The sequence below is a fragment of the Geodermatophilus sp. SYSU D00684 genome (assembly GCF_054050455.1).
The window spans coordinates 103203-124187 of record NZ_JBJGZI010000005.1; the positions used below are offsets into that span (position 1 = coordinate 103203).

The 20985-nt window shown below is 73.2% G+C and carries 15 protein-coding genes; 5 read left to right on the forward strand and 10 right to left on the reverse strand.

Features of this window, described 5'->3' with window-relative positions:
* The first annotated feature begins 34 nt into the window (after positions 1–34).
* Positions 35–1237 (forward strand): glycoside hydrolase family 3 N-terminal domain-containing protein, encoded by a 1203-nt coding sequence (locus tag ACI79L_RS04955; RefSeq protein WP_456935704.1) that lies wholly within the window; start codon positions 35–37, stop codon positions 1235–1237.
* Positions 1238–1249: 12 nt separating this feature from the next.
* Here ACI79L_RS04955 and ACI79L_RS04960 read toward each other — a convergent pair whose 3' ends face one another.
* Entirely contained in the window at positions 1250–1417 is a 168-nt protein-coding gene (locus ACI79L_RS04960) for a hypothetical protein (protein ID WP_456935705.1), read from the reverse strand.
* A gap of 225 nt (positions 1418–1642) precedes the next feature.
* Between ACI79L_RS04960 and ACI79L_RS04965 the strand changes: the two genes are divergently transcribed.
* Both ACI79L_RS04965 and ACI79L_RS04970 read left to right on the forward strand, forming a co-directional pair.
* Positions 1643–3763 (forward strand): SpoIIE family protein phosphatase, encoded by a 2121-nt coding sequence (locus ACI79L_RS04965; RefSeq protein ID WP_456935706.1) that lies wholly within the window; start codon positions 1643–1645, stop codon positions 3761–3763.
* A 22-nt stretch (positions 3764–3785) separates the two neighbouring features.
* Positions 3786–4610: an SDR family oxidoreductase gene (locus ACI79L_RS04970; protein WP_456935707.1), complete on the forward strand. Its 825-nt coding sequence runs from the start codon at positions 3786–3788 to the stop codon at positions 4608–4610.
* 98 nt (positions 4611–4708) lie between these two features.
* Here ACI79L_RS04970 and ACI79L_RS04975 read toward each other — a convergent pair whose 3' ends face one another.
* The 5 genes from ACI79L_RS04975 to ACI79L_RS04995 all read right to left on the reverse strand — a co-directional run bounded on the left by ACI79L_RS04975 (position 4709) and on the right by ACI79L_RS04995 (position 11029).
* Positions 4709–6064, reverse strand: coding sequence for a sugar transferase (locus tag ACI79L_RS04975; RefSeq protein WP_456935708.1), 1356 nt, complete (start codon positions 6062–6064; stop codon positions 4709–4711).
* 581 nt (positions 6065–6645) lie between these two features.
* Positions 6646–7503 carry a hypothetical protein gene (locus tag ACI79L_RS04980; protein ID WP_456935709.1) on the reverse strand — a complete coding sequence of 286 codons (858 nt, stop codon included), beginning with the start codon at positions 7501–7503 and terminating at the stop codon, positions 6646–6648.
* Between the two features lie 204 nt (positions 7504–7707).
* Entirely contained in the window at positions 7708–8511 is an 804-nt protein-coding gene (locus tag ACI79L_RS04985; protein ID WP_456935710.1) for a glycosyltransferase family 2 protein, read from the reverse strand.
* A 72-nt stretch (positions 8512–8583) separates the two neighbouring features.
* A complete protein-coding gene (locus ACI79L_RS04990) occupies positions 8584–9897 on the reverse strand; it encodes a glycosyltransferase (protein WP_456935711.1) in 1314 nt (437 codons plus the stop codon).
* Complete coding sequence (locus tag ACI79L_RS04995; protein WP_456935712.1) at positions 9794–11029, reverse strand: putative glycoside hydrolase; 1236 nt, start codon at positions 11027–11029, stop codon at positions 9794–9796. The genes ACI79L_RS04990 and ACI79L_RS04995 overlap by 104 nt, the downstream gene beginning before the upstream one ends.
* 215 nt (positions 11030–11244) lie before the next feature.
* On the opposite strand from ACI79L_RS04995, the gene ACI79L_RS05000 reads away from it, so the two are divergent.
* Entirely contained in the window at positions 11245–12198 is a 954-nt protein-coding gene (locus tag ACI79L_RS05000; RefSeq protein ID WP_456935713.1) for a YveK family protein, read from the forward strand.
* On the opposite strand, the gene ACI79L_RS05005 is transcribed toward ACI79L_RS05000, so the two are convergent.
* Positions 12184–13521, reverse strand: coding sequence for an O-antigen ligase family protein (locus ACI79L_RS05005; RefSeq protein WP_456935714.1), 1338 nt, complete (start codon positions 13519–13521; stop codon positions 12184–12186). The genes ACI79L_RS05000 and ACI79L_RS05005 overlap by 15 nt on opposite strands.
* A gap of 319 nt (positions 13522–13840) precedes the next feature.
* On the opposite strand from ACI79L_RS05005, the gene ACI79L_RS05010 reads away from it, so the two are divergent.
* Complete coding sequence (locus ACI79L_RS05010) at positions 13841–14695, forward strand: glycosyltransferase family 2 protein (RefSeq protein ID WP_456935715.1); 855 nt, start codon at positions 13841–13843, stop codon at positions 14693–14695.
* A gap of 20 nt (positions 14696–14715) precedes the next feature.
* Here ACI79L_RS05010 and ACI79L_RS05015 read toward each other — a convergent pair whose 3' ends face one another.
* From ACI79L_RS05015 to galE, 3 genes are all read right to left on the reverse strand, one after another.
* Positions 14716–16149 carry a flippase gene (locus tag ACI79L_RS05015; RefSeq protein WP_456935716.1) on the reverse strand — a complete coding sequence of 478 codons (1434 nt, stop codon included), beginning with the start codon at positions 16147–16149 and terminating at the stop codon, positions 14716–14718.
* A 145-nt stretch (positions 16150–16294) separates the two neighbouring features.
* Entirely contained in the window at positions 16295–19705 is a 3411-nt protein-coding gene (locus ACI79L_RS05020; RefSeq protein ID WP_456935717.1) for an SIS domain-containing protein, read from the reverse strand.
* Positions 19706–19865: 160 nt separating this feature from the next.
* The gene (gene galE, locus ACI79L_RS05025; protein WP_456935718.1) at positions 19866–20834 is read right to left on the reverse strand and encodes a UDP-glucose 4-epimerase GalE; all 969 of its coding nucleotides are present in this window, start codon (positions 20832–20834) and stop codon (positions 19866–19868) included.
* Between the last annotated feature and the right edge of the window lie 151 nt (positions 20835–20985).

Genomic DNA, 20985 nt, shown 5'->3' on the forward strand with positions numbered 1-20985 from the left:
GGAGACCGCCCGCCGTCCCCGTCCGAGGAGCCCGATGCGCCCGCCCGTCCGGACCCGCCCGGCCGCCCTCCTCGCGCTCCTCTGCCTGGTCCTCGCCGCCTGCTCGGACTCCCCGGACACCGGCGCGGAGCCGAGCCGCAGCCCGTCGAGCAGCAGCGCGGCGCCGACCTCGTCGGCCGAGCCGACGACGCCGCCCGCGGACCCGGTCGCGCAGCAGGTGGACGCCGCACTGGCGGCGATGGACCGCCGGGGGCAGGTGGCGCAGCTGTTCGTCGTCGGGGTCCCACTCGAGGACCTCTCCCCCGGCGACGCCCTGGTCGCCGACGGCGTGGGCGGCGTCTTCCTCGCCGGTCGGTCGCAGGCCGCGGCGAGCGACCTCGCCGCCGTCACCGGGCGCTGGACGGGAACCGCGCCCGGGCCGCGGCCCTGGGTCGCCGTCGACCAGGAGGGCGGGCAGGTGCAGGCGCTGCAGGGCCCGGGCTTCGACCGGCTGCCTCCCGCGGACGAGCAGGGGCAGCTCCCGCCCGAGCAGCTCACCGCCCTGGCCGGCACCCTCGGCGCGCAGCTCGCCGCGGCCGGGATCAACCTGGACCTCGCCCCGGTGGCCGACGTCGTCCCGGCCGGCACGGAGGCCGCGAACGACCCGATCGGCGCGTTCGGCCGCCAGTACGGGAACACCGCGGCCGACGTCGTCCCCGACGTGCGCGCCGTCGTCGACGGCCTGGCCGCCCACGGCGTCACCGCGACGCTCAAGCACTTCCCGGGGCTCGGGCTGGTCGACGCCAACACCGACGAGGCCGCCGGCGTCACCGACGACGTGACCACGGCCAACAGCGAGCAGGTGGCCGCCTTCGGCGAGCTCGCCCGCTCCGACGCCGACCCGTTCGTGATGCTCTCGTCGGCCACCTACCCCCGGCTGGACCCCGGCGCGCCGGCCACCTTCTCTCGACAGGTGGTCACGACGCTGCTGCGCGGGTTCCTCGGCTTCGACGGCGTGGTGATCACCGACGACGTCGGCGCGGCCGCGGCGTTCGAGGACGTGCCGTCCGGCGACCGCGCCGTCCGCTTCCTCGAGGCCGGCGGCACGCTCGTGCTCACCGTGACCGAGGACGTCTACCCCGAGATGCGCGACGCCGTCCTCGCCCGCGCCGAGGCGGACCCCGAGTTCTCGGCCACCGTCGACGCCGCCGTCCGCACCGCGCTCACGGCGAAGGCCGAGGCCGGCCTGCTGGGGTGACCGGGCGGGCGGTCACGAGGCCCGGCGTCCCCCGGGCGGAGCCGCGTCGTCGTCATCGGGCACCGACCGGTCGCTCCGGGACTCCCGCCGGTCGGCCGCCCGGATCACCTTGCCCACGACGACCGCGAGGGCAGCCGCGAGGACCACCCACACCACCAGCGCCCACACCCACCACGGCACGTCTCCCCCAGCCGACGGACGGCCCCCGTGGCCATGCGGGGTGGCTACCCGCGGAACACGTGGCGACACACCTGGTGGCGACGCGCGCCGAACGCGCTTCCCCGTGATCTCCACCGGACGCGTTGCTCGCAACAGGATAGGCCGGGTACACATGATGCGGACCGCGTCTCCAACCACCGGGACGGGATCGCCCGTGCACGCGGGTACACGACCGGGAAGGCGGCAGTGGGGGACGCAGGCGGGACCGGGCGGCTCGGCAGCGCTCCGGAGCAGCGGCACATCGACGAGATCGCCTCGGCCCTGCGCGGTGAACTGGCGATGCAGGCCGCCGGCATCGGCACCTTCGACTGGGACCTCCGCACCGGCGTCCTCGACTGGGACGAGCGCCTCGTGGCGCTGTTCGGGTACGACGGCGCGGGCTTCGACCGCAGCATCGAGGGCTTCACCGCCCGGCTGCACCCGGACGACCGCGACGAGGTCATGGCCGCGCTGCACGCCGCCGTCGACGAGTGCGGCGACTTCAGCGCGCTGTACCGCATCGCCCTGCCCGACGGCGCCGTCCGCTGGATCTCCGCCCAGGGCCGCGCGCTGAGCGGCGTCGACGGGGCGGCCACCCGGCTGCTCGGCGCCGCCTACGACGTCACCGACCAGCGCGGCGAGTCCCTCGGCGTCACCCAGGTCCTCGAGGCCATGCCCGCCGGCTTCTACTCGCTGAGCCCCGACTGGCGCTTCACCCACGTCAACGCCGAGGCCGAGCGGCTGCTGGGCCGCCGCCGCGAGGACCTGCTCGGCGAGGACATCTGGCAGGCCTTCCCCGCCGCCGTCAGCTCGGTGTTCGAGGAGAGCTACCGCCGCGCGGTGGAGACCCGCCGGCCGGTGTCCTTCGACGCCTACTACCCCGCCCCGCTCGACGGCTGGTACGAGCTGCGGGCCTGGCCGACCGCGGAGGGCCTGTCGGTCTACTTCATCGAGGTCACCGACCGGGTCCGCGCCCAGGAGGAGCTCCGCCGCGCCGCCGAGCGGACGCTCACCGTGGCCCGCATCAGCACCGAGCTGGCCGGGTCGATGGACGCCCAGGTCGCCACCGGCCAGGTGCCCCGCATGGTCGTCCCCGCACTCGCCGACGCGTGCATCGTCAGCGTCCTCGACGAGCACGGCCACATCCGGGGCGTGAGCTCCTGGCACGCCGACGAGGCGTCGCGGGGGCTGCTGCAGGACTACGCCCGCTCCCGCGCGACCGCGCTGACCAGCCTCCCGGCGGTGAGCCGGACGCTCACCACCGGCGACACGCTCCTGCTGACCGGCGAGGAGGCCCTCGCCACCACCCCGGCCGGCGAGCCCCGCAGGCTGCTGTCCCGGCTGGCGCCCAGCGCGGCGGTGGCCCTGCCCCTGCGCGGACGCGGCCACACCCTGGGCCTGGTCTCGCTGCTCTACACCGACGGCCGCGTCCCGACCGCGGACGAGGTCGCCACCCTCCGTGACGTCGCCGAGCGCCTCGGGATGGCCCTCGACAACGCCCGCCTCTACGGCGCCCAGCGGCACCTGGCCCTGCAGCTGCAGCGCTCGATGCTCACCGCGCCGCCCGAGCCGGACCACGCCGAGATCGTCGTCCGGTACTTCCCCGCCGCCGAGGCGGCCGCCGTCGGCGGCGACTGGTACGACGCGTTCCTGCAGGCCGACGGCGCCACGACGCTCGTCATCGGTGACGTCGCCGGCCACGACGCCGCCGCCGCCGCGACGATGGGCCAGCTGCGCAGCCTGGTCCGCGGCATCGCCGTCGCCACCGGCGCCGGGCCGGCCGCGGTGCTGCGCGACCTGGACCGCGCGATGGAGCTGCTGCAGTTCGGCACCCTCGCCACCGCCGCCGTCGCCCGGCTGGAGCAGACGCCCGGGGAGGTCGGGCGCGGCACCACCCGGATGCGCTGGTCCAACGCCGGCCACACCCCGCCCATCGTGCTCACGGCCGACGGCGAGGTGCGCGTGCTGGCGCCCGAGCGGGCCGACGTGCTGCTCGGCGTCGACCCGGAGCGGCCGCGGACCGAGTCCGTCGTCGAGCTCGACCGCGGCACGACCGTGCTGCTCTACACCGACGGCCTGGTCGAGCGGCGCGACGCCGACCTCGACGCCGGCACCGCCCGGCTCACCGCCGCGCTGGCCGAGCTCGGCGACCGGCCGCTGCAGGAGCTGTGCGACCTGCTGGTCGAGCACATGGTCGACGGCCACCCGGACGACGACGTCGCGCTGGTCGCCGTCCGCCTGCACCCGCAGGACCGGCCTCGACCCGCCGTCGCCGGACCCGGTGACGTGCCCGGCTCCGTCCCCCCGGACCCGGCCACACCCGCCTGAGCTGGCGATCTAGGGTCGGCCGGTGATCGTCGTGACCGCCGCGGGCGGACCCACCGGCACCGCGGTCGTCCGGGCGTTGCGGGCCCGCGGTGAGCGGGTGCGCGCCGTCGTCGCCACCCCGCGGCCGCGGCCGGAGCTCGAGGCGCTGGGCGCGGAGGTCGTCGTCGCCGACCTCGCCGGGGACCCGGCGCCCGCGCTGGCCGGTGCCGACGCCCTCTACCTGGTCTGGCCGAACTTCGACCCGCGCGAGGCCGACGCCGCGCCCGCCGTGCTGCGCGCCGCCGCGCGGGCCGGGGCGGCGCGGCTGGTCTACCACTCGGTGCTCCGGCCCCAGGTGCGGTCGATGCCGCACCACGCCGCCAAGGACCGCGTCGAGGAGGCGCTCGACGACGCCGTCGCCGGCACCGGTGCCCGCTGGCGGGTGCTGCAGCCGTGCGCCTACGCCGACAACCTGGACGACGCCGTCGCAGCGGCCGCCACCACCGGCGAGCTGCGCTGCCCGTGGGGCCTGGAGCGGGCGCAGTCCTTCGTCGACCTGCGCGACGTCGCCGAGGCCGCGGCCGTGCTGCTCACCGAGGACGGCCTGGACAGCGGCACCTTCGAGGCGGCCGGCCCCGAGGAGCTGACCGCGCCCGACGTCGCCCGGCTCGTGGGCGGGCACCTCGGCCGGCAGGTCACCGCCGTCGACGCCGCCCCACCGGAGGACGACGGCTCCTACACCCGCCGCTGCCTGACGACCATGTTCGCCGAGTACCGGGCACACGGGTTCACCGGCAGCCCGCGGGTGCTCACCACGCTGCTCGGCCGCCCGCCGCGGACCTACGCCGAGCACCTCGCGGCGCTGTGACCCGCGGACGCCGCTCCCCGACCACCGGAGCGGCGTCCGCGGCGGGCGTCAGTGAACGGACGGCCGACCCGTCCTGCTGGCGATCCCGCTGACGACGGTCAGCCGCCCTGCCGCCTGAGGACCTGCCCCACGGTCTTCACGACGATCTTCACGTCCAGCCAGGGTGACCAGTTCTCGATGTAGTAGTTGTCGAACCGGGCCCTGTCCTCGATCGAGGTGTCCCCCCGCAGGCCGTGCGCCTGGGCCCACCCGGTCAACCCGGCGGGCACCCGGTGGCGTGCGGTGTACCGGGGGATGTGTGCGGAGAACTGGTCCACGAAGTGCGGGCGTTCCGGCCGCGGGCCGACCAGGCTCATGTCCCCTCGGAAGATGTTCCAGAGCTGGGGGAGCTCGTCGAGCGAGCTCGCCCGCAGGAACCGACCCACCGGGCCCAGCCGGTCGTCGTGCTTGATGTTCCAGTTCGTCTGAGACTCGGTATCGTCCACCGGCTTGAGCGATCGGAACTTCAGCACCTGGAACGGCCGGCCGTCCAGCCCGACCCGCTCCTGTCGGAAGATGATCCCCGGGCCACCCTCGAGCCGGACGGCGATGGCGCAGGCGGCGAGCACCGGGAGGAGGAGCAACAGCGACAGCGCGGAGATGGCGGCGTCGACCGCCCGCTTCACCCGCCACCAGGGGCTGCGGTAGACCGAGCGCCGGCGGCGGACGAGGGGGATGCCCCAGATCTCGTCGGTGTAGCGGTTGGCGTCGTGCAGCTCGAAGAGTCGCGGCACGATGAACACGTCGACGTCCAGGCGGTCGCAGGTGCGCAGGAGGTCGACGAGCTCGTCCTCGTCCACCCCTCCGTAGGCCACGATGACGTCGCGGATGGCCTGCTCCTTGATGACCTCGGCGAGTTGGTCGTACCTGCCGAGCAACGGGGCAGGGAGCAGGTCCGTCGACTCGTCGGGCACGTCGCTGTCGAGGAAGCCGATCGGGTCGAGGCCGTAGTAGCGGCGCTCGAGCAGGGTCGCGGCCACCCGGACACCCACCAGGCCGGCCCCGATGACGAGGGTGCGGTGCCGGACCAGCCCGCGGCACCGGGCGAAGTGGACGATGCGGTAGGCGATGAAACGGACCACCAGGACGGCCGCGAGGAGCGCCCCCGCGTGCACGACCTGCCGGGCCGGCGGGTCCACGCCCGGCATCACGGAGATCAGGGCCACCTTGAGCGCCCACGCCACGGCGACCGCTGCGAGGAGGTAGGGGAGGTCGTCGAGCAGTGACAGGGTGAGCCGTGAGCGGTAGAGACCGGCCCGCCAGAAGACGAGGAGCAGGAAGACGAGGGCGAGGCCCTGCGCGAGCGGAGAGCCCGGTTGGGTGAGGAGCGTGGCGCCCGCGAACGCCGCGACGTCGGCGAGGATCAGGTAGGGCCCGACACCACGCCCGAGCCACCAGGGCTCAGTGGCCGGCACCTCGACGGAAGGCCCGCGGGCAGTCCTCGTGGCGACCACCGGCGTGATCGTCTCCGGGACCCTCGTCCCCGCGCCCGACACAGCGCTGCCCCCCGTGGCGTCGACCATGACCCTCCCCCGTCACCGCGCCCTCCGTCTTCGGCGCGGCCCAGACATGGTGGCACCGAAAGAGCACGCTCGCCAATTGTCCGCCACATTTCAGCCATCACGGTGGACGAGATGAATTGCTCACGGAATGGCTCGGAATGGCTACGCGCCGTTGTTGAGCGGAACCCTTCGGTGCACTCCGGAGCACGGAGGCCCCGCCCACGGCCCTGCAGAGGACCATGGGTTCGAAGGCCGAGGACCGGTTCTCGACTCAGTGGAGGTCGAGACCGGAGCGAACGTCGGCGCTCCGACCAGTTGTGCACAACCTAGCACGGTCCCCCAGGCCCGTGCGAGCTCGGTTCTGCCCTCCTCGGACTCGCAGGCCTGCGCGTCCCTGCTGCGGACGGGCATGCCGGCATCCATGCCGCCTGGAGCCACGGGATGTGGGTGGGACCGCGGTGCATTCGTGAGGTCCTGGCGCGGCTACGAAGCGGCTACGAAGTCGTGCCACTGGGGCCGATCCGAGCCGTGACGCGCTGTATCCGGTAGCCGACCCACCGCTGGAAGAGTCTCAAGCCCTCGGGTATCTCGCCCGGATGCCAGGTGTCCGCGAGATGGCGGACACCACGCTGATGGAGCGCCTCCACCAGGGCCACGGTGGCGAGGTAGCGACTGTCGCTGTACTGACGTCCGCGGCCGAGCGTCCGGAAGTACCGGAGCAACGCCCACTCACCGTCGGTTGGCGTCACGGAGAGCAGGAGCGGTTCCCCTGTCGCGGAGAACGTCCCCATCCAGAGGTCGTACTCGAACAGTTCTGCGTTGTCCGGGCGGTCGTTCCGGTAGAGCGGGTTCGGATGTGAACGCTCGGCCTGGTCAGCCACCTCCAGCAAGGACCTCCGCTCCGCGGGGTCCGTGATGCTGCGACAGACGAGCCCGCTGCGCCGCGCTGCGCGCCACTTGCGACGGAGGGTCTGCCTTCCCGGCTCGTGCAGGTATCCCCGAGGATCCTCGGGGATCGACAGGACGGACACGCCGGTCATCCCGAGCGGCGCCCGGAAGAGGGCCGGCCGACGCAGCGCCTCGTACAGGGCGACACCGGCAGGTGTCGCGGACAGGGATGCGGTTCGTGAAGGCAGGCCCGTGATCGCCACGAGCGCCAGCAGGCTCGCCAGCGGATGTCTCAGGACGAAGGCAGGTGAGGTGCGCCCGGATCGCCGGTACGTCGAGTAGTAGCGGGACAGCGCCCGTTCGTCGGTGCTCCTCCCCGCGCGCCGGACCACGAGTGACCACAGGGTCCGCGATCGTCGGACCAGCCACACGGGAGTCGCCGTGACCATGCCACCACTCAGCACGACCTCGAAGTCCTCCTCACGCCACAGCACTCCCGAGGCCGGCGCAGCGGCGTCGGCAGCAGACGAGCCTGACGTCGCCGCTCCTGACCCCACCCGACGGGACCGGGGTGCACCGACCGCCAGGCCGCACACGCACCGGGGACGACGGCATCGCCACCAGGAGCCCGCTCACCGGCGATCCCAGGCCGACCGACGGCCCGCCACTCAGGACCCGGGGACCCAGGACGGGGCCACACGTCGCACTGCGCGTCGCGCCCCTTCGAGGCGCGGTCTCCCGCCGACGTAGAGCAGTGGGTAGGCCATCCTCCAGTGGAAGGGCAGGGACGACTTCCGCCTGTGCCGACCCAACTCGGAGAACAGGCCCGGATGGCGCTCCTTCAGTCTCCGGTAGATCTCCGTGTGGTCCGCGCGGTGACCGCCGAAGCTCCGTCCGGGATCGACCCGGTACCTGAAGACGACTTCGCCGGAGTGCACCACCTCCCGCCCCTGCTCGGCGAAGGTCATCCACAGGTCCCAGTCCTCATAACCGCGAGCCGTCGACCACCCGCCCACCCGCTCGAGGGCCTCCCGACGGAACATGGCCAGGCCGGGCGACTTGTTCACGTGGGCCACGCGGTACGGATCGAGGGTCCGGGCGGTACGCCGCACGCCCTCGCTCGCTCCGAACTCCTCGTAGTCGCCGTAGGCCGCATCGGCTTCGGGATGGGCGTCGAGCAACGAGGCCAGTCGCGACAGCACCCCGGGGAGGAGCAGGTCGTCCGAGTCGAGGTTGAAGACGTACGGGGTGGTCGTGACGGACAACCCCGTGTTCCTCGCCGCGCCCTGTCCCCTGTTCGCCTCGTGCCGGATGACGCGGACGCCGCGGGTCTCCAGGGCCCGGTAGCAGTCCAGCGTCGCCGGGTCGGTCGAGCAGTCGTCGACCACGACGACCGCTATCTCCTCCGGCTCACGGATGGATGCGACCGTCTCCCGGATGTACCGCCCGTCGTTGAAGCACGGGATGATCACTGTGATCCTCGGCGCGACAGACTGTGGTCCCGACATGCCCGAGACGTATCACGATCGGTGCGATCTCGCTGGTCAGGAGGCGTCCGGTCGGCGGCTCTCCGCCACGGACGACCGACTCTCCACCGCCTCCGCGTAGACGGCGACCGTGCGTTCGACCATGCGCTCCACGGTGAACGCCTCTCGGTAGCGCACCGTCGAGGCCTCGGCCATGCGGCGTCGCCGAGGCCCGTCGGTGAGGAGGTCGCAGGCCGCGTCGGTCAACGCGTGGACGTCACCCGGGGGGACGAGGACGCCGGTCTCGCGGTCCACGACCTCCGAGGTCCCCCCCACGTCGGTCGCTATCTGCGGCACGCCGCAGGCCAGGGCCTCGAGGAGGGCGATGGGGAGACTCTCCCAGTCGGACGGGAGGACGAACACGTCGAGGCAGCGGAGGTAGCGGCTGGCCGGCGGGGCGAAGGGGAGGATCCGGAACCGAGGGTGCTCAGCGAGCCCGAGGGCCTCCGCGCGGCGGTGCAGGTCCGCGGCCAGGGGACCGTTGCCGACGAGGACGACGCGGGAGTCCGGCACCCTCCGCAGGATCTCCGGAGCGGCGTCGAGCAGGAGGTCCAGCCGCTTCTGCCGACGCATGACGGCTACCGCTCCCAGCAGCGGACCCGATCCTGGCATCGACCGGAGGTCAGCCGCACCGTCCGGACCCTCGGTGCACGGGGGGCATCCGTTGGGGACGACACGGAGGCGGTCCTCACCTCCCAGCCCCGCCGCGACGGCCTCGTTCCGCTCGTGTTCCGAGACGCAGATGATGCGCTCCGCCAGCGGGGCCAGCACCCGCTCCACGAGGCGGGACGCGACCCGCCGCCGGGTGCTGAACGGGCCCACGAAGGGCAGCGCATGCGGTGTGTAGACCGCCGGCACACGGGCCCGTCGCGCTGCCAGACGGCCGAGGACCCCGACCTTCGCGGAGTGGCAGTGCACCAGGTCGTACCGGCCCTTCCCCAGCAACGCCGAGAGGGCCCGTAGGGCCGCGGCGTCGACGCGTGGATCGCCGTACCCCCGGGTGAGCGGCAGTCGGTGCACGGTCACGCCGGCCGCCTCCAACCGAGCGTGGACGCTCGACTCCTGGGGGCCGGCCACCTCGACGTCCCAGCCGTGCGGCGCCAGCTGCACGGCGAGCTGGCTCACGTGCTCGGCGACCCCGCCGTCCGGCGGCTCGAAGGCGAGGAGCACCCGGGGCATGACGCGGAGCGTAGGGCCGGGTCCCTGGACCCGCTCGCCGGCCGCGGACTCAGGCGGCAGGCCGGGCCGAGCGGCGGGCCGTCCGGAGGAGTCCCGTCGCCGGTGCCACGGCGGCCGGCGTGGGCAGTGGGGCCGGGCCGGTCGGACCGGCATCGGTCGAGGACCCAGGTCCGGCCGGACCTGCGTCGGTACACGCGGACACCGCCCTGGACGGACGCCGGAGGACGACACCCTCCCCACCGCTGAGGGTGACCGTGGTCGTCGCGCACCCGGTCGACGTGACCAGGCGTCGCCCCAGGTCGACGGTCCGGGTGGGAGCGTCCGGCTCACTGAGCAGGACGACGCCACGGTCGAAGTCCCGTCGCAGGAGGCCCTGCCAGGTCCGGCGTCCCGAGGCCGGCGCCCCCAACTGCACGTCGTACATGGCCCACCAGTTGTCCGGCGTCATCTGGGCCAGACCGAGTCCGTCCCCGCCCTGGGAGACGAGGAAGTACGCGGCGAGGTTGTACTCGCGGCCGCGGGGACTGTCGTCGAACGCGTCCAGGACGACCGTGCGCCCCGCGGCGTGGACCGTGTCGACGTAGGCGAGGAAGGCCTGCAGCGACCACTGCCCCGTGCCGCCGGTGAGGCCGGCGTCGTTCACACCCCGCTCGAGGTTGATCCGGTCGGCGGCGGCGATCTGCCGGCGGACGAACGGGTCCTCGGCCCGTTCGGGCTGGGCAGCGAACCAGATGGTGTTGTGGAGGATCTCGACGGCCGGCAACGCCCGCCGGATCTCCTCGACGAACTCGACGACGTACCGCCGCCAGTCCTCGGTCGTCATGGGTCGGCCCGTGCGCGGGTCGAGGGGCGCCTGCCACCGGCCGGTACCGTCCCCCACCCGGAACTCCAGGTTGACGTCATCGATCCACAGCCCGCGGTAACCGCGCGAGAGCGTCGATCGCGCCCGCTCGATCCACGCCCGCCGGAAGTCCGCGTTGCCCACGTCTCCGGCGTACTGCGGACAGGTGCCCCCGGAGCACCCCCAGGGGATGTAGAGCGGCGCCCCCGCCCCGTCACGCAGGACCCACTCGGGGTGCGTGGTCAGGGTCTCGTGGTCGTCCCGGTAGATGGCGTAGAGGTTCTGGGAGACCAGACCCTGCGGGTACCAGGCGGTCTTGTCGTCGAAGTACGGCGACCACACCTCGGCCCGGAAGAAGCGTTCTCGCATCCACGCCTGGAACTCAGCCGTCGATCCGGAGGTGTACCGGTCGAAGGACGAGTCCGTCCGCTTGAAGAAGCGCACGGCACCGGCCTCTTCCCCTGACGCAGGCGCGGCGGACACCGGTGAGACCACTCCCAGGAGCACGAGCGACAGGACCAGGCCGGTCACGATGCGGCGAGTCATACGCGAGACATCGACACATCCACCCGCCCGCTCGATCACCGGACCTGGTGACCTGCACGGCGGTTCCGGTCACCGTCGGGCCACATCCTCCTCCGTGCGCTACAAACAGCAAGGTGAGCAGCGGTCCGGGAGACAGGCAGCGCGACGACCTCCGCGACGAGGCGATCGACGTGAGCCGCTACGCCCGCGCCCTCCGGCGCAACGCCCTGCTCGCCGCTGCCATCGTGGTCCTGTGCACAGCCGGCACGTGGGTCGCCTCCCTCCTGCTCCCGCCCACCTACGAGGCCCGCGCCGAGTTGATCGTCCTCGCGAGCCAGTCGGACTCGAACGGGAGCACGGACGCCCAGGCACTGAGCCGGGAACTGGCGACGCTGCAGTCGCTGGTCACCACGTCGTCGGTCCTCCAGCCGGCTGCCGCGGAGCTCGGGCTGGACGTCGGCGAGCTCCGCGGTCGGATGACGACGTCGGTCGAGGGACAGACCAGCATCCTCGCCGTCGTCGCGAGCGGTGACACCCCCGAAGCAGCGCAGTCCGGCGCCAACACCGTGGTGCAGTCGCTCATCGAGCAGCGCCGGGACGCCGAGCGGGCCAGGTTGGAGACCGCGATCGACAACATCTCTGCGGAGATCGACGCCCTCGGGGCCACCGGGACCGTCGACCAGCAGCAACGCGAGGCGCTGATCCAGCGGCGGGCCGAGTTGACCGTCGCGGCTGCCACGGCCGGCGACAACCTGGAGGTCGCCCAGGAGGCCGAGTTGCCGTCCGATCCGAGCAGTCCCCGCCCCGCGCGCAACGCGGCCATAGCCTTCTTCGGCTCCCTCCTCCTGGCCCTGCTCGTCGCCCTGGCCCTCGACCGTCTCCGGGACCGTCCGCGGCCTGCCGGCAGGCGGGGTCGCTCTGGCAGGCAGCGTCCGCGGGTCCCGGACCTGTCCACCGCGGTCCCGGAGCCGTCACCACGGCCGGCCGGTGGTCGTGACGGGCTTCCGGCCGGGGACGACCGCGACGGCGGAGCGCGGCTCACCGCCGGCGACGGCAGCCCTGCCGAGGAGTGGTCACCCCGGGCCTGAGGGAGATCGCCCGGTCCCGGCAACGGAGCGGGAACCCGGCTCGACCGGCACCTGCGGCCCCGTGGGCGTCTCCTGCGCCTCCCGGGAGGGGCATTCCGACTCGGCGGATCTCCGGCGGACGGCCGCGACCCAGATCAACGCTGCCACGACCCACAGGTGCCGCCAGTGCAGCGTGTCGACGACCGCGCTGTTGACCAGCAGGCCACACCACGAGCCGAGCAGCGCGGCGGAGCCGATCCCGTGGGTGTCCCAGCCGTGCAGGGCGTTGCGGGCCGCCAGGAAGAGGGTGCCCGCAGCGAGGGCCACCCACACGGCCAGACCCAGCACCCCCTGCTCGGCCAGCACCCGCACGTAGGTGGAGTGGGTCTCCACGGCGTGGTGGAAGCGGAACTGACCCGGCCCCACGCCGAGCGGGTACTGGGTGGCGAGCTCGACGCCCGCGCGTTGGGCGTCGAATCGCTCGGTGTCGTACGACTGGATCTGCGCCCGTTCCTCGAAGAACGACAGGCTGCCCGTCAGCGCCATGACGCCCACGACGGCTCCGGCGGCGATCCCCAGCGTGAGGAGCATCCGGACCGCCGCGCGTCCGCCCCGCCGTCGCAGCGCCGTCACCCCGAGCATGACGAGCACCGCGACGACGAAGTTGATCCACCCCGCCCGCGAGAACGACACCAGGATCCCCACGGCGAGGACGAGGAAGAGCAGGACGAGCACGGCGGGCCGACACCGCAGCAGGCGTGGGCGCAGCCGCTCCTCCAGGACGATCACCGCGATCGGGATGAGGAAGGGCCCGTAGACGTTGGCGTCCTCGAACAACACGTTGGCCCTGGTGAGCGTCCCGTCCATGAGGACCTCCCGCCCCGGGAAGGTGAACGGGAGGTACACCACGGCGATCCCCACGAGCGCGGAGAGCACCGCGCCGGCCAGCCAGGTGACGACGACGGTGCGGGCACGTCCCGCGGAGTCGACCCACCCGGTGAGCCACAGCCCCAGCACGGCCAGGAACGCGGTGATGAGGCTGTACCGCAGCGCGGCCACCATGTCGACCGCCGCCAGCATGGAGACGATGTTGAGCAGGACCAGGGCGCCGATCAGGACGACCACCGCCGCGGGCGCACGGGACAGGCGGAAGCGGCCGGTGACGACGGCGACGGCGATGATCAGGGCGAAGGCGGCATCCGGGGGCGCCGGCTCGAACTCGACGACGACCATGAGCGTGAGCCCCACGGCGACCGCGAGGTCCGGGCGAGCGAGGGTCAGGGCCGCGAGGCCCAACCCGCCCGACCCGCCCGCGACGACGACGACGAGGGGGAGGCCGGCCACCTCCGAGGCGCGAGCGGTCGCAGCGGAGAGGACCGCCACCGCCAGGAGCACGGCTGTCGTCGCTGCGAGGGCGCGCCCGGGACGAGCGGTGACCTGCCTCCACAGGGCAGCAGTCCTCGGCTCCGCCCGGTGACGAGCTGTGGCGGGAGGACGCGCGGCTCCGAGGACCGGACCGTTCACCGCGGCGACCGTCGCGGTCCCGCGACCGTCGCCTGTGGAGTCGGGGGAGGGCCGGACCCGGGCACGACCGCCATCGTGCGACATCACGCTGCGTCCCGCCACCCCGGCGGTGACCAGCGACTTCTGCCATCCTGACCGCATGCAGGCCCGTGTCGCCGTTCTCATCCCCTGCTTCAACGACGGGGCGTTCGTGCCCGAGGCGGTCGCCTCGATCCGCGAGGAGGAGCCGGTCGAGATCGTGGTGGTCGACGACGGCTCATCGGACGCCAGGACGCTCGAGGTGCTCGACGGACTCGACGGCGACGGGGTCCGGGTGGTTCACCATGAGGTGAACCGGGGGTTGTCCGCCGCCCGGACGACGGGGCGGCTGTCCTCGTCGGCGCCCTACGTCTTCGGCCTCGACGCGGACGACCTGCTGATGCCCGGGGTCCTCGCCGCCATGGCGGACCGGCTCGACGCACACCCCGAGGCCGTGGCCTGCTACGGCGACTACGAGGTCTTCGGCTCCTCGAGCTTCCGGCGGCAGGTGCCCGCGACCATCGACCCGTTCCGGATCGCCTTCCGCAACGAGCTCACGGCTGCGGCCTTGTTCCGCCGCACGATGCTCGAGGCGGTCAACGCCTGGGAGCCGGTGGTACCCGGGGCCACCGGGCGGGACGACTTCTTCGAGGACTGGCACCTGTGGATGAGCTTGGCGGAGAGGAACGCCGTCGGAGTCCACCTCGGCCCGGACCGCACGGTGTATCGCCGCCGGATCCACGGGGGGAGGCTCACCGCGGCCGGCGAGGCCCGGCGCCGGGAGCAGTACCGCCGCCTTCAGGGTCGCCACCCCGATCTGTTCGGCCGCCTGCGCGAGCACCGGCGGCGGTCCGACCTCCCCCTCCTGCAGAAGGCGCTGTACCCGGTCGTCTTCGCCAACCGGCCACGACTGCCGCTCGAGTACCGGGTCAAGTCGCTGGTGGAACACCGCCGCGGCAGGAGTCAGGTCGCGTAGCCCCGGCGCCGCCGGCCGGCTCAGGTCGCCGCCCGGCTCCGCCTGGCCGCCGTGCGCCAGCGGGAGAAGTCCTCGGGGAACGCCACCCGTTCCACGAGGGCGAGGACGAGGACGTACACGACGGCACCCAGGACGATGCTCACGAGCGGGACCCAGGCGGACACCACCATGGCCCCCGCCATGGCCGCACCGGCGACCAGAGGGCTGGCGAGGGCCCGGAGCAGGCGGACGCGGCCGAGGACCCCCCTCGCCCTGCGGAACCCGAGCAGAGCGAGGACCAGGCCCGAGAGAGCTGCGTTGAAGGCCGCCCCGACCGCGCCGTACCGCGGGATCAGCACCAGGTTGAAGACGACGTTCTGGATCACGACGCCGACGAGGAGCCAGCCGAAGGCGCCCGGCCGGTCCCGCCCGACGAAGAACGTGCTCGTCATGTAGTTGATGCCGTACAGGACGGTCATGGCACTCAACAGCTGCAGCGGCAGCACTGCCGGCTCGTATCCCGCGCCGTAGAGCAGACGCACCAGAGGACCGGCCAACACCCCGAAGCCGACCGCCAGCGGGAGCAGGAGCGCGGTCACCGCCTTCAGCCCCACCTCGTACCCGCGTGCCACGTGTCCCGGGACGCCGTCGTCGGCGCGGGCGACCCAGGGCATGACGGCCCCCCCGATGTACCAGACCAGGAACATGGTCGCCTCGACGATGCGGTAGGCGGCGCCGAAGTAGCCGACCTCGGAGTTGTCGGTTCCCCCGACCAGCAGGCCGAGCAGCACCGTGTCGAACTTCAGGAGCAGGGTGAACAGGAGACTCGCGATGCCGATCGGGAGGCCGGCGTGGAGCAGTCGCCCCCAGGGGAGGGGGCGCCGCACGGGGGCCTGACCGCTGGTCGTCATGCGGCGGAACGAGCGCTCGGCGACGGCGAGACCGACGACGGCTCCGCCCAGGTAGACCGCCGACGCGGTCACCAGCCCGGCGCCGAGCAGGAGGAGCACCGTGCCGACCAGGGCGGTGAGGATGCGCTGGACGACGATGGACTGGGACATGTGCTTCATGCGCTCGAACGCCACGAAGGCGGAGTAGCGCGTCTTGCTCAGGTGCTCGAGAACGACCCCCGCACCGATCAGGTAGAACGCGAGACGGGCGTCCCAGGGGTAGTCCGCGACGGTCACCGCGACGGCCACGGCACCGAGGAGGACCACCGAGGTGGTGGCCTTGAGGCCGGTGATCGACGAGACGTAGTCGCGGGCCCGAGAAGGGTCGCGCGCCACCTCGCGCTCGAGCAGTGAGTCGGTGCCCAGGCCGGCGGCGAGGACCAGCAGGCTGCTCAGTGACAGGGCGAAGACGAAGTCCCCGAACCCACCCTCGCCCAGCACCCGGGCCATGACGGCGAAGAAGGCCAGCGAGGCCCCCTTGGCGATCACCTCGCCGGCCCAGGCGATCGCCGTGTTCCGCATCATGGATCGGGCGCTGACCGGAGGGCGCTCCTCCTCGGGGGGCTGGACCACCTCCTCGTCCGGGGGGACGTCGGAGCGCTCCGGCTGGGCCGTCATCGCACGGCGCCGGTGGGACCGGAGGTCTCGCCGGTCGCGTGCTCGCCCATGCTCACGACTCCCCGGAGGGCGAGTGCCAGTGCTCGGCGAGCACGACGACCGGCTGCGTGAGCAGTTCAGCGGGGTCGAGGGAGCCGAGGACGTGGTCGTCGAACGCACGCTGGGTCTCCGTCACCGCGTCGACGATCGCGGCATAGCGGTTCCGGTACCCGGTGAGCACCTCGCGCAGCACGCGGGGCTCCAGCCGCTGCGCGGGCGTCACGTGCAGCAGGGTGAGCCCGACGACGTCGCCGCCCACGGTCTCGGGGACCAGGACGACCAGCCTCCCGTCGTGTCCCCGGGCGACGGTGACCTCGCGTTCGTGTGCCGCCCGGTGCTTGGTACCCCGCAGTCTCGGATCGGTCTCCGTGCGGGAGCTGAGCCGGCGGGCGACGCCCTCCTTGGCCACGACCCGCAGCGCGGCGCCCGCGGCGACGTCCCCGGTGATCTCGTACCGGGTGTACCCGTCCACGGACAGGAAAGCGGGCTCCAGCGCCGCCAGGCTGCGCAGGGCGCGGAAGGACACCCGCTCCCGGGGGACCCCGGCGTCGAGGACGCTGGCCGCCAGGCGCCCGTGGTACAGGTCGTCCTCCGTCCGGGACGTCCCGACGGTGACCGTCTTCGCCTGGTGCTTGATCGCGTCGACCGGACGGGTCAGCTCGTCGATGCCCGCGGTGAGCGCCGCGAGCAGGTCCTCCACCAGGGCCGACGGCGCCTCCGGGCGGCCGGTCTGGGCGCTGTACCCCTCGAGTCCACGCTCGTCGAGCGCGTGGTGGATCAGGGAGCTCACCCGGATGGCCGTCGATGCCTCCAGGTGGCCGTTCATCCGGCCGCCGGCGAGCTCGCTCAGGACCGGGACCGACGGGCGCCGGACCTCGTCGCGCAGCGCCGCCAGCACGTCCGCACCGGCCTGTTCCGCGACCAGGGCGCTCTGGACGGCGTCACGCACCGTCCTGAGCAGGCGGGCCTGCGCATCGACGGCGAGCGCGGCCTCGTACCCGAACAGGTGCCCGGCCATCGTGGCGAGGACGTAGTCCAGGTCGGGGTGGACCCTGGGGACCTCGATGAGGTCCGCGGCCTGCTCGAACGCCGCGCCCTCGGAGGCGATGACCACCGGGGCGGCTCGGTGGGCCCGGTAGATGGCCACCTCTTTGGCGACGTCCCCGGCGACCGCGGCGGGGAGCCCGGCGGCGCACAGGAGCACCATGGGCTCGGCGGAGAGGTCGATGTGCTTCTTGTCCTCGGTGTGGTCCACGGCGATGGACCGGTAGCACAGCTCGCTCAGCTTGATCCGCAGTTCGCGGGCGGCGATGGTGTTGGGCCCGTTTCCGGCGATCGCCCAGTTCCGCCGCGGAGGAGCGTGCCGACCTGCGGCGTCGGCGATCCGCTTGCGGCTGCCCAGGACCTCGGCCATCGCACCGGGGAGCGCCCGCAGTCCTCCGAGCACCTCGTGACTCCACACCGTGTCGAGGTCCCCGGCGGCTTCGGTCACCGCCACGGCGAGCAGGACGCCGGCGGCCACCTGCGAGTAGAACGCCTTGGTGGAGGCCACGCTCATCTCGACGTCGCGCCCGTCGGCCGTGTAGAGGACCCCGTCCGCCTTCTCGACCAGGTCGCTGTTGCGGCGGTTGACGATGGCGATGACGGCCGCGCCCCGTGCGCGCACGAGGTCGACCGTCCGGTTCGTGTCGGTGGTGGTGCCGGACTGGCTCACCGCCACGACCAGGGTGTCGCTCATGTCGTCCCGGAGCCCGTAACCGGAGAGCTCGGTCGCGACGACCGCCTGTGCGGTGACACGTCCGGTGCGGGACGCGCGGCTGACGGCGTGCACCATGGCCTGCCCGGCGACGGCCGCGGTGCCCTGACCGATGACCAGGATCCGCGCAACCGCCCCGGCGGCCAGTCGGGTGCGCAGACCGGCCGGCAGCGTCGTCTCGTCCAAGACCACCCGCAGGCGGCCGTGGTCCTGCTCGATCTTCCCCCGGAGGGTCTTCCGGATGGAGTCCGGCGACTGCGCGATCTCCTTGAGGAGGAAGTGGGGCTCGTCCCCGAGGTCGATGTCGCGCGTCGTGACCTCGGCCGCCCGGAGGTCGCCCTCGGTCAGGGGGAGGGGGGTCCCCGCGTAGTCGAGCCGGGTCAGCCCCTCCGGTGAGCCTGCGGCCGAGCGGTCCAGGACGACCACCTGACCGGCCGTCGTCGCACCGCGCTCGACGGCCTCGCCCTCGAGCCGCAGGTAGCGGTCGGCGACCTCGACGAGCCCGTACGGCTCGCTCGCGACCACGAAGGCGTCCTCGGCGAGGCCCACGAAGAGACCCTGACCACTGCCCCGACAGGCCAGCAGCATGCGGCCGGGCTCGGCGGCGGCGTGGGCGGCGATCGCCACGGACCCCGTGAACGTCGCGACGGACGCGAGGAACGCCTCCTCGAGGGAGGCTCCCGCGGCCTGGCGCTTGCCGACGAGCACCGGGATGACCTTGGCGTCCGTCGTCACCTGGGCCGGGAGGCAGAGCTGCTCGGAGGCGATCAGCTCGGTGTGGTTGTCGACGTCGCCGTTGAGGGCCGCGGACACGTAGGGGTACTGCTCCGGCCCCTCGTGCTCCTGGTTCAACGGATGCGCGTTGGCCTCGCTGATGAGCCCGACACTGGCCCATCTGGTGTGCCCGAGGACCGCCACGTCCACGGGACCACTCGTCAGGACGTCCCTGAGGAAGGTGTCGTCCGCGATGGCCGCGCGCAGCGCCCGCGTGTTGTCACCGAGCTTCCCGATCTCCGCGGCCGCCTTGTACACGAAGGAGAGACAGTCACCCACCGCGCGGAGGGACCCGGACCGGAAGAGCGGGTCCGCTCGCTCCTGCAACGCCGCGGCGAGACTCCGCTCGTCGACGGCGTGCCCGTGGACGAGCAGGTGCAGGCCGGCGGAGTCCCGGCCACGGACCTCCAGCCGGTCGAGAGCGGAGAGCGCGAGCTGGACGTCGTGGTACGCGCGCAGTGCGGCCCGCGTCCGGGCTCCCCCGGCGAGCGCCCCGACGGCACGCGCGGTGCGCAGACGGTCACGGGCGACCGCCCAGATCGCGTCCTTCACCGCGATGAGGGCCCGGTTGACGGGCTCGAGCTCGTGCGCCGGCAGCAGCGCCTCGTCGAGTTCCCGTTCCACGACCCCGACGAGACCCTCGAGCTGGGCGGCGACGTCCTCGAGGCGGTCCTCCAGGCCGTCGACCGCGAGGATCGCCTCCACACCCACCGGTCCCCGTAGCAGCCGGTCGAGCCGGGTCACGGTCTCGGCGGCCCGCTCCAGGCGGTCCCGCAGGCCGCCGTCCCGGTCGAGCAGCAGGTCGACCGCCCGGCCTGCCAGGCTCAGGACCTCCGACTCCTCGGGCACGTCCCGCACCGACGGGCGCGACAGCACCGCGATGATCCCGCACATCTCAAACCCCCCGTCGAGGACCGCGGATTCACCGTCCGCGAGCCCCGCGCTCGCGCAGGACGGCCGCGGCGCGCGGTCTCCGGTCGGAGACCCCTTTCACCAGCCATTCCTTACGGGTGACGCGGCTGTGCTGCAAGCGGAGACCGGTGACACGGGGCCGTCACCGGTCCCCGGTCCTCGACCGCCACCCCGCCCAGGCGCTGTGCACCATGTCGTGCAGGTCCCGTTGCGCCTTCCATCCCAGGTCACGCTCGATCGCCTCGGCGCTCGCCACCAGCCGCGCAGGGTCCCCGGGGCGCCGGTCGACCACCTGCGGTTCGACGTCGCGGCCGGTGACCGCCCGGACGACGCCCATGACCTCCTTGACGCTGGCGCCCTCCCCCCGTCCCACGTTGTAGGTCCCGGCGGTCGCGCCGCGGTCGAGCCAGTCAGCGGCGGCGACGTGCGCCTCCGCGAGGTCGGCGACGTGGATGTAGTCGCGCACGCAGGACCCGTCGGGGGTCGGGTAGTCGTCGCCGAAGACCTGGGGTGCCACACCGTGGTCGAGCGCCCGGAACACCATCGGGATGAGGTTGTTCGCTCCGGTGTCGGCGAGTTCGGGGCTGCCGGCGCCGGCCACGTTGAAGTACCGCAGCGAGGCCCAGCGCAGGCCGTGAGCGCGGCCGGCCGCCTGCAGCATCCACTCGCAGACGAGCTTCGTCTCGCCATAGGGGTTGATCGGATGAGGGACGGTCTCCTCGGTGACGAGATCCACGTCCGGCATCCCGTAGACGGCGGCGCTCGACGAGAACACCAGCTGCTGCACACCTTCGTCCCGCATGGCGCGCAGGAGCACCTCGAACCCGGTGACGTTCTCCCGGTAGTAGAGCAGCGGGTCGGCGACGGACTCCGCGACGGCCTTCTTCGCCGCGAGCGCCACCACCCCCGTCACCTCGTGCTCCCGGAGCGCCCGTCCGACCGCCTGGGCATCCAACACCGATGCGCGGACCAGGGGCACGTCCGGGGGCAGCCGGTCGGCCTGGCCCGTGCTCAGGTCGTCGAGGACCACCACGCCCCTGTCGGACCGGCGGAGGGCCTGAGCGACGTGTGCGCCGATGTAGCCGGCCCCTCCGGTCAACAACCAGGTCACGCCGTCGTCCCTCCGCTCGAGATCTCGTCACGCATGGCCACATACCTAGCGCAGATCGGCGGGGAGCGCCCTACGAGCACCCAGCGGGTGCACGCCCTCGGGTGGTCGACACTGCGCTCCGCGGGCCGGGACGGCCGATGCGGACAGCGTG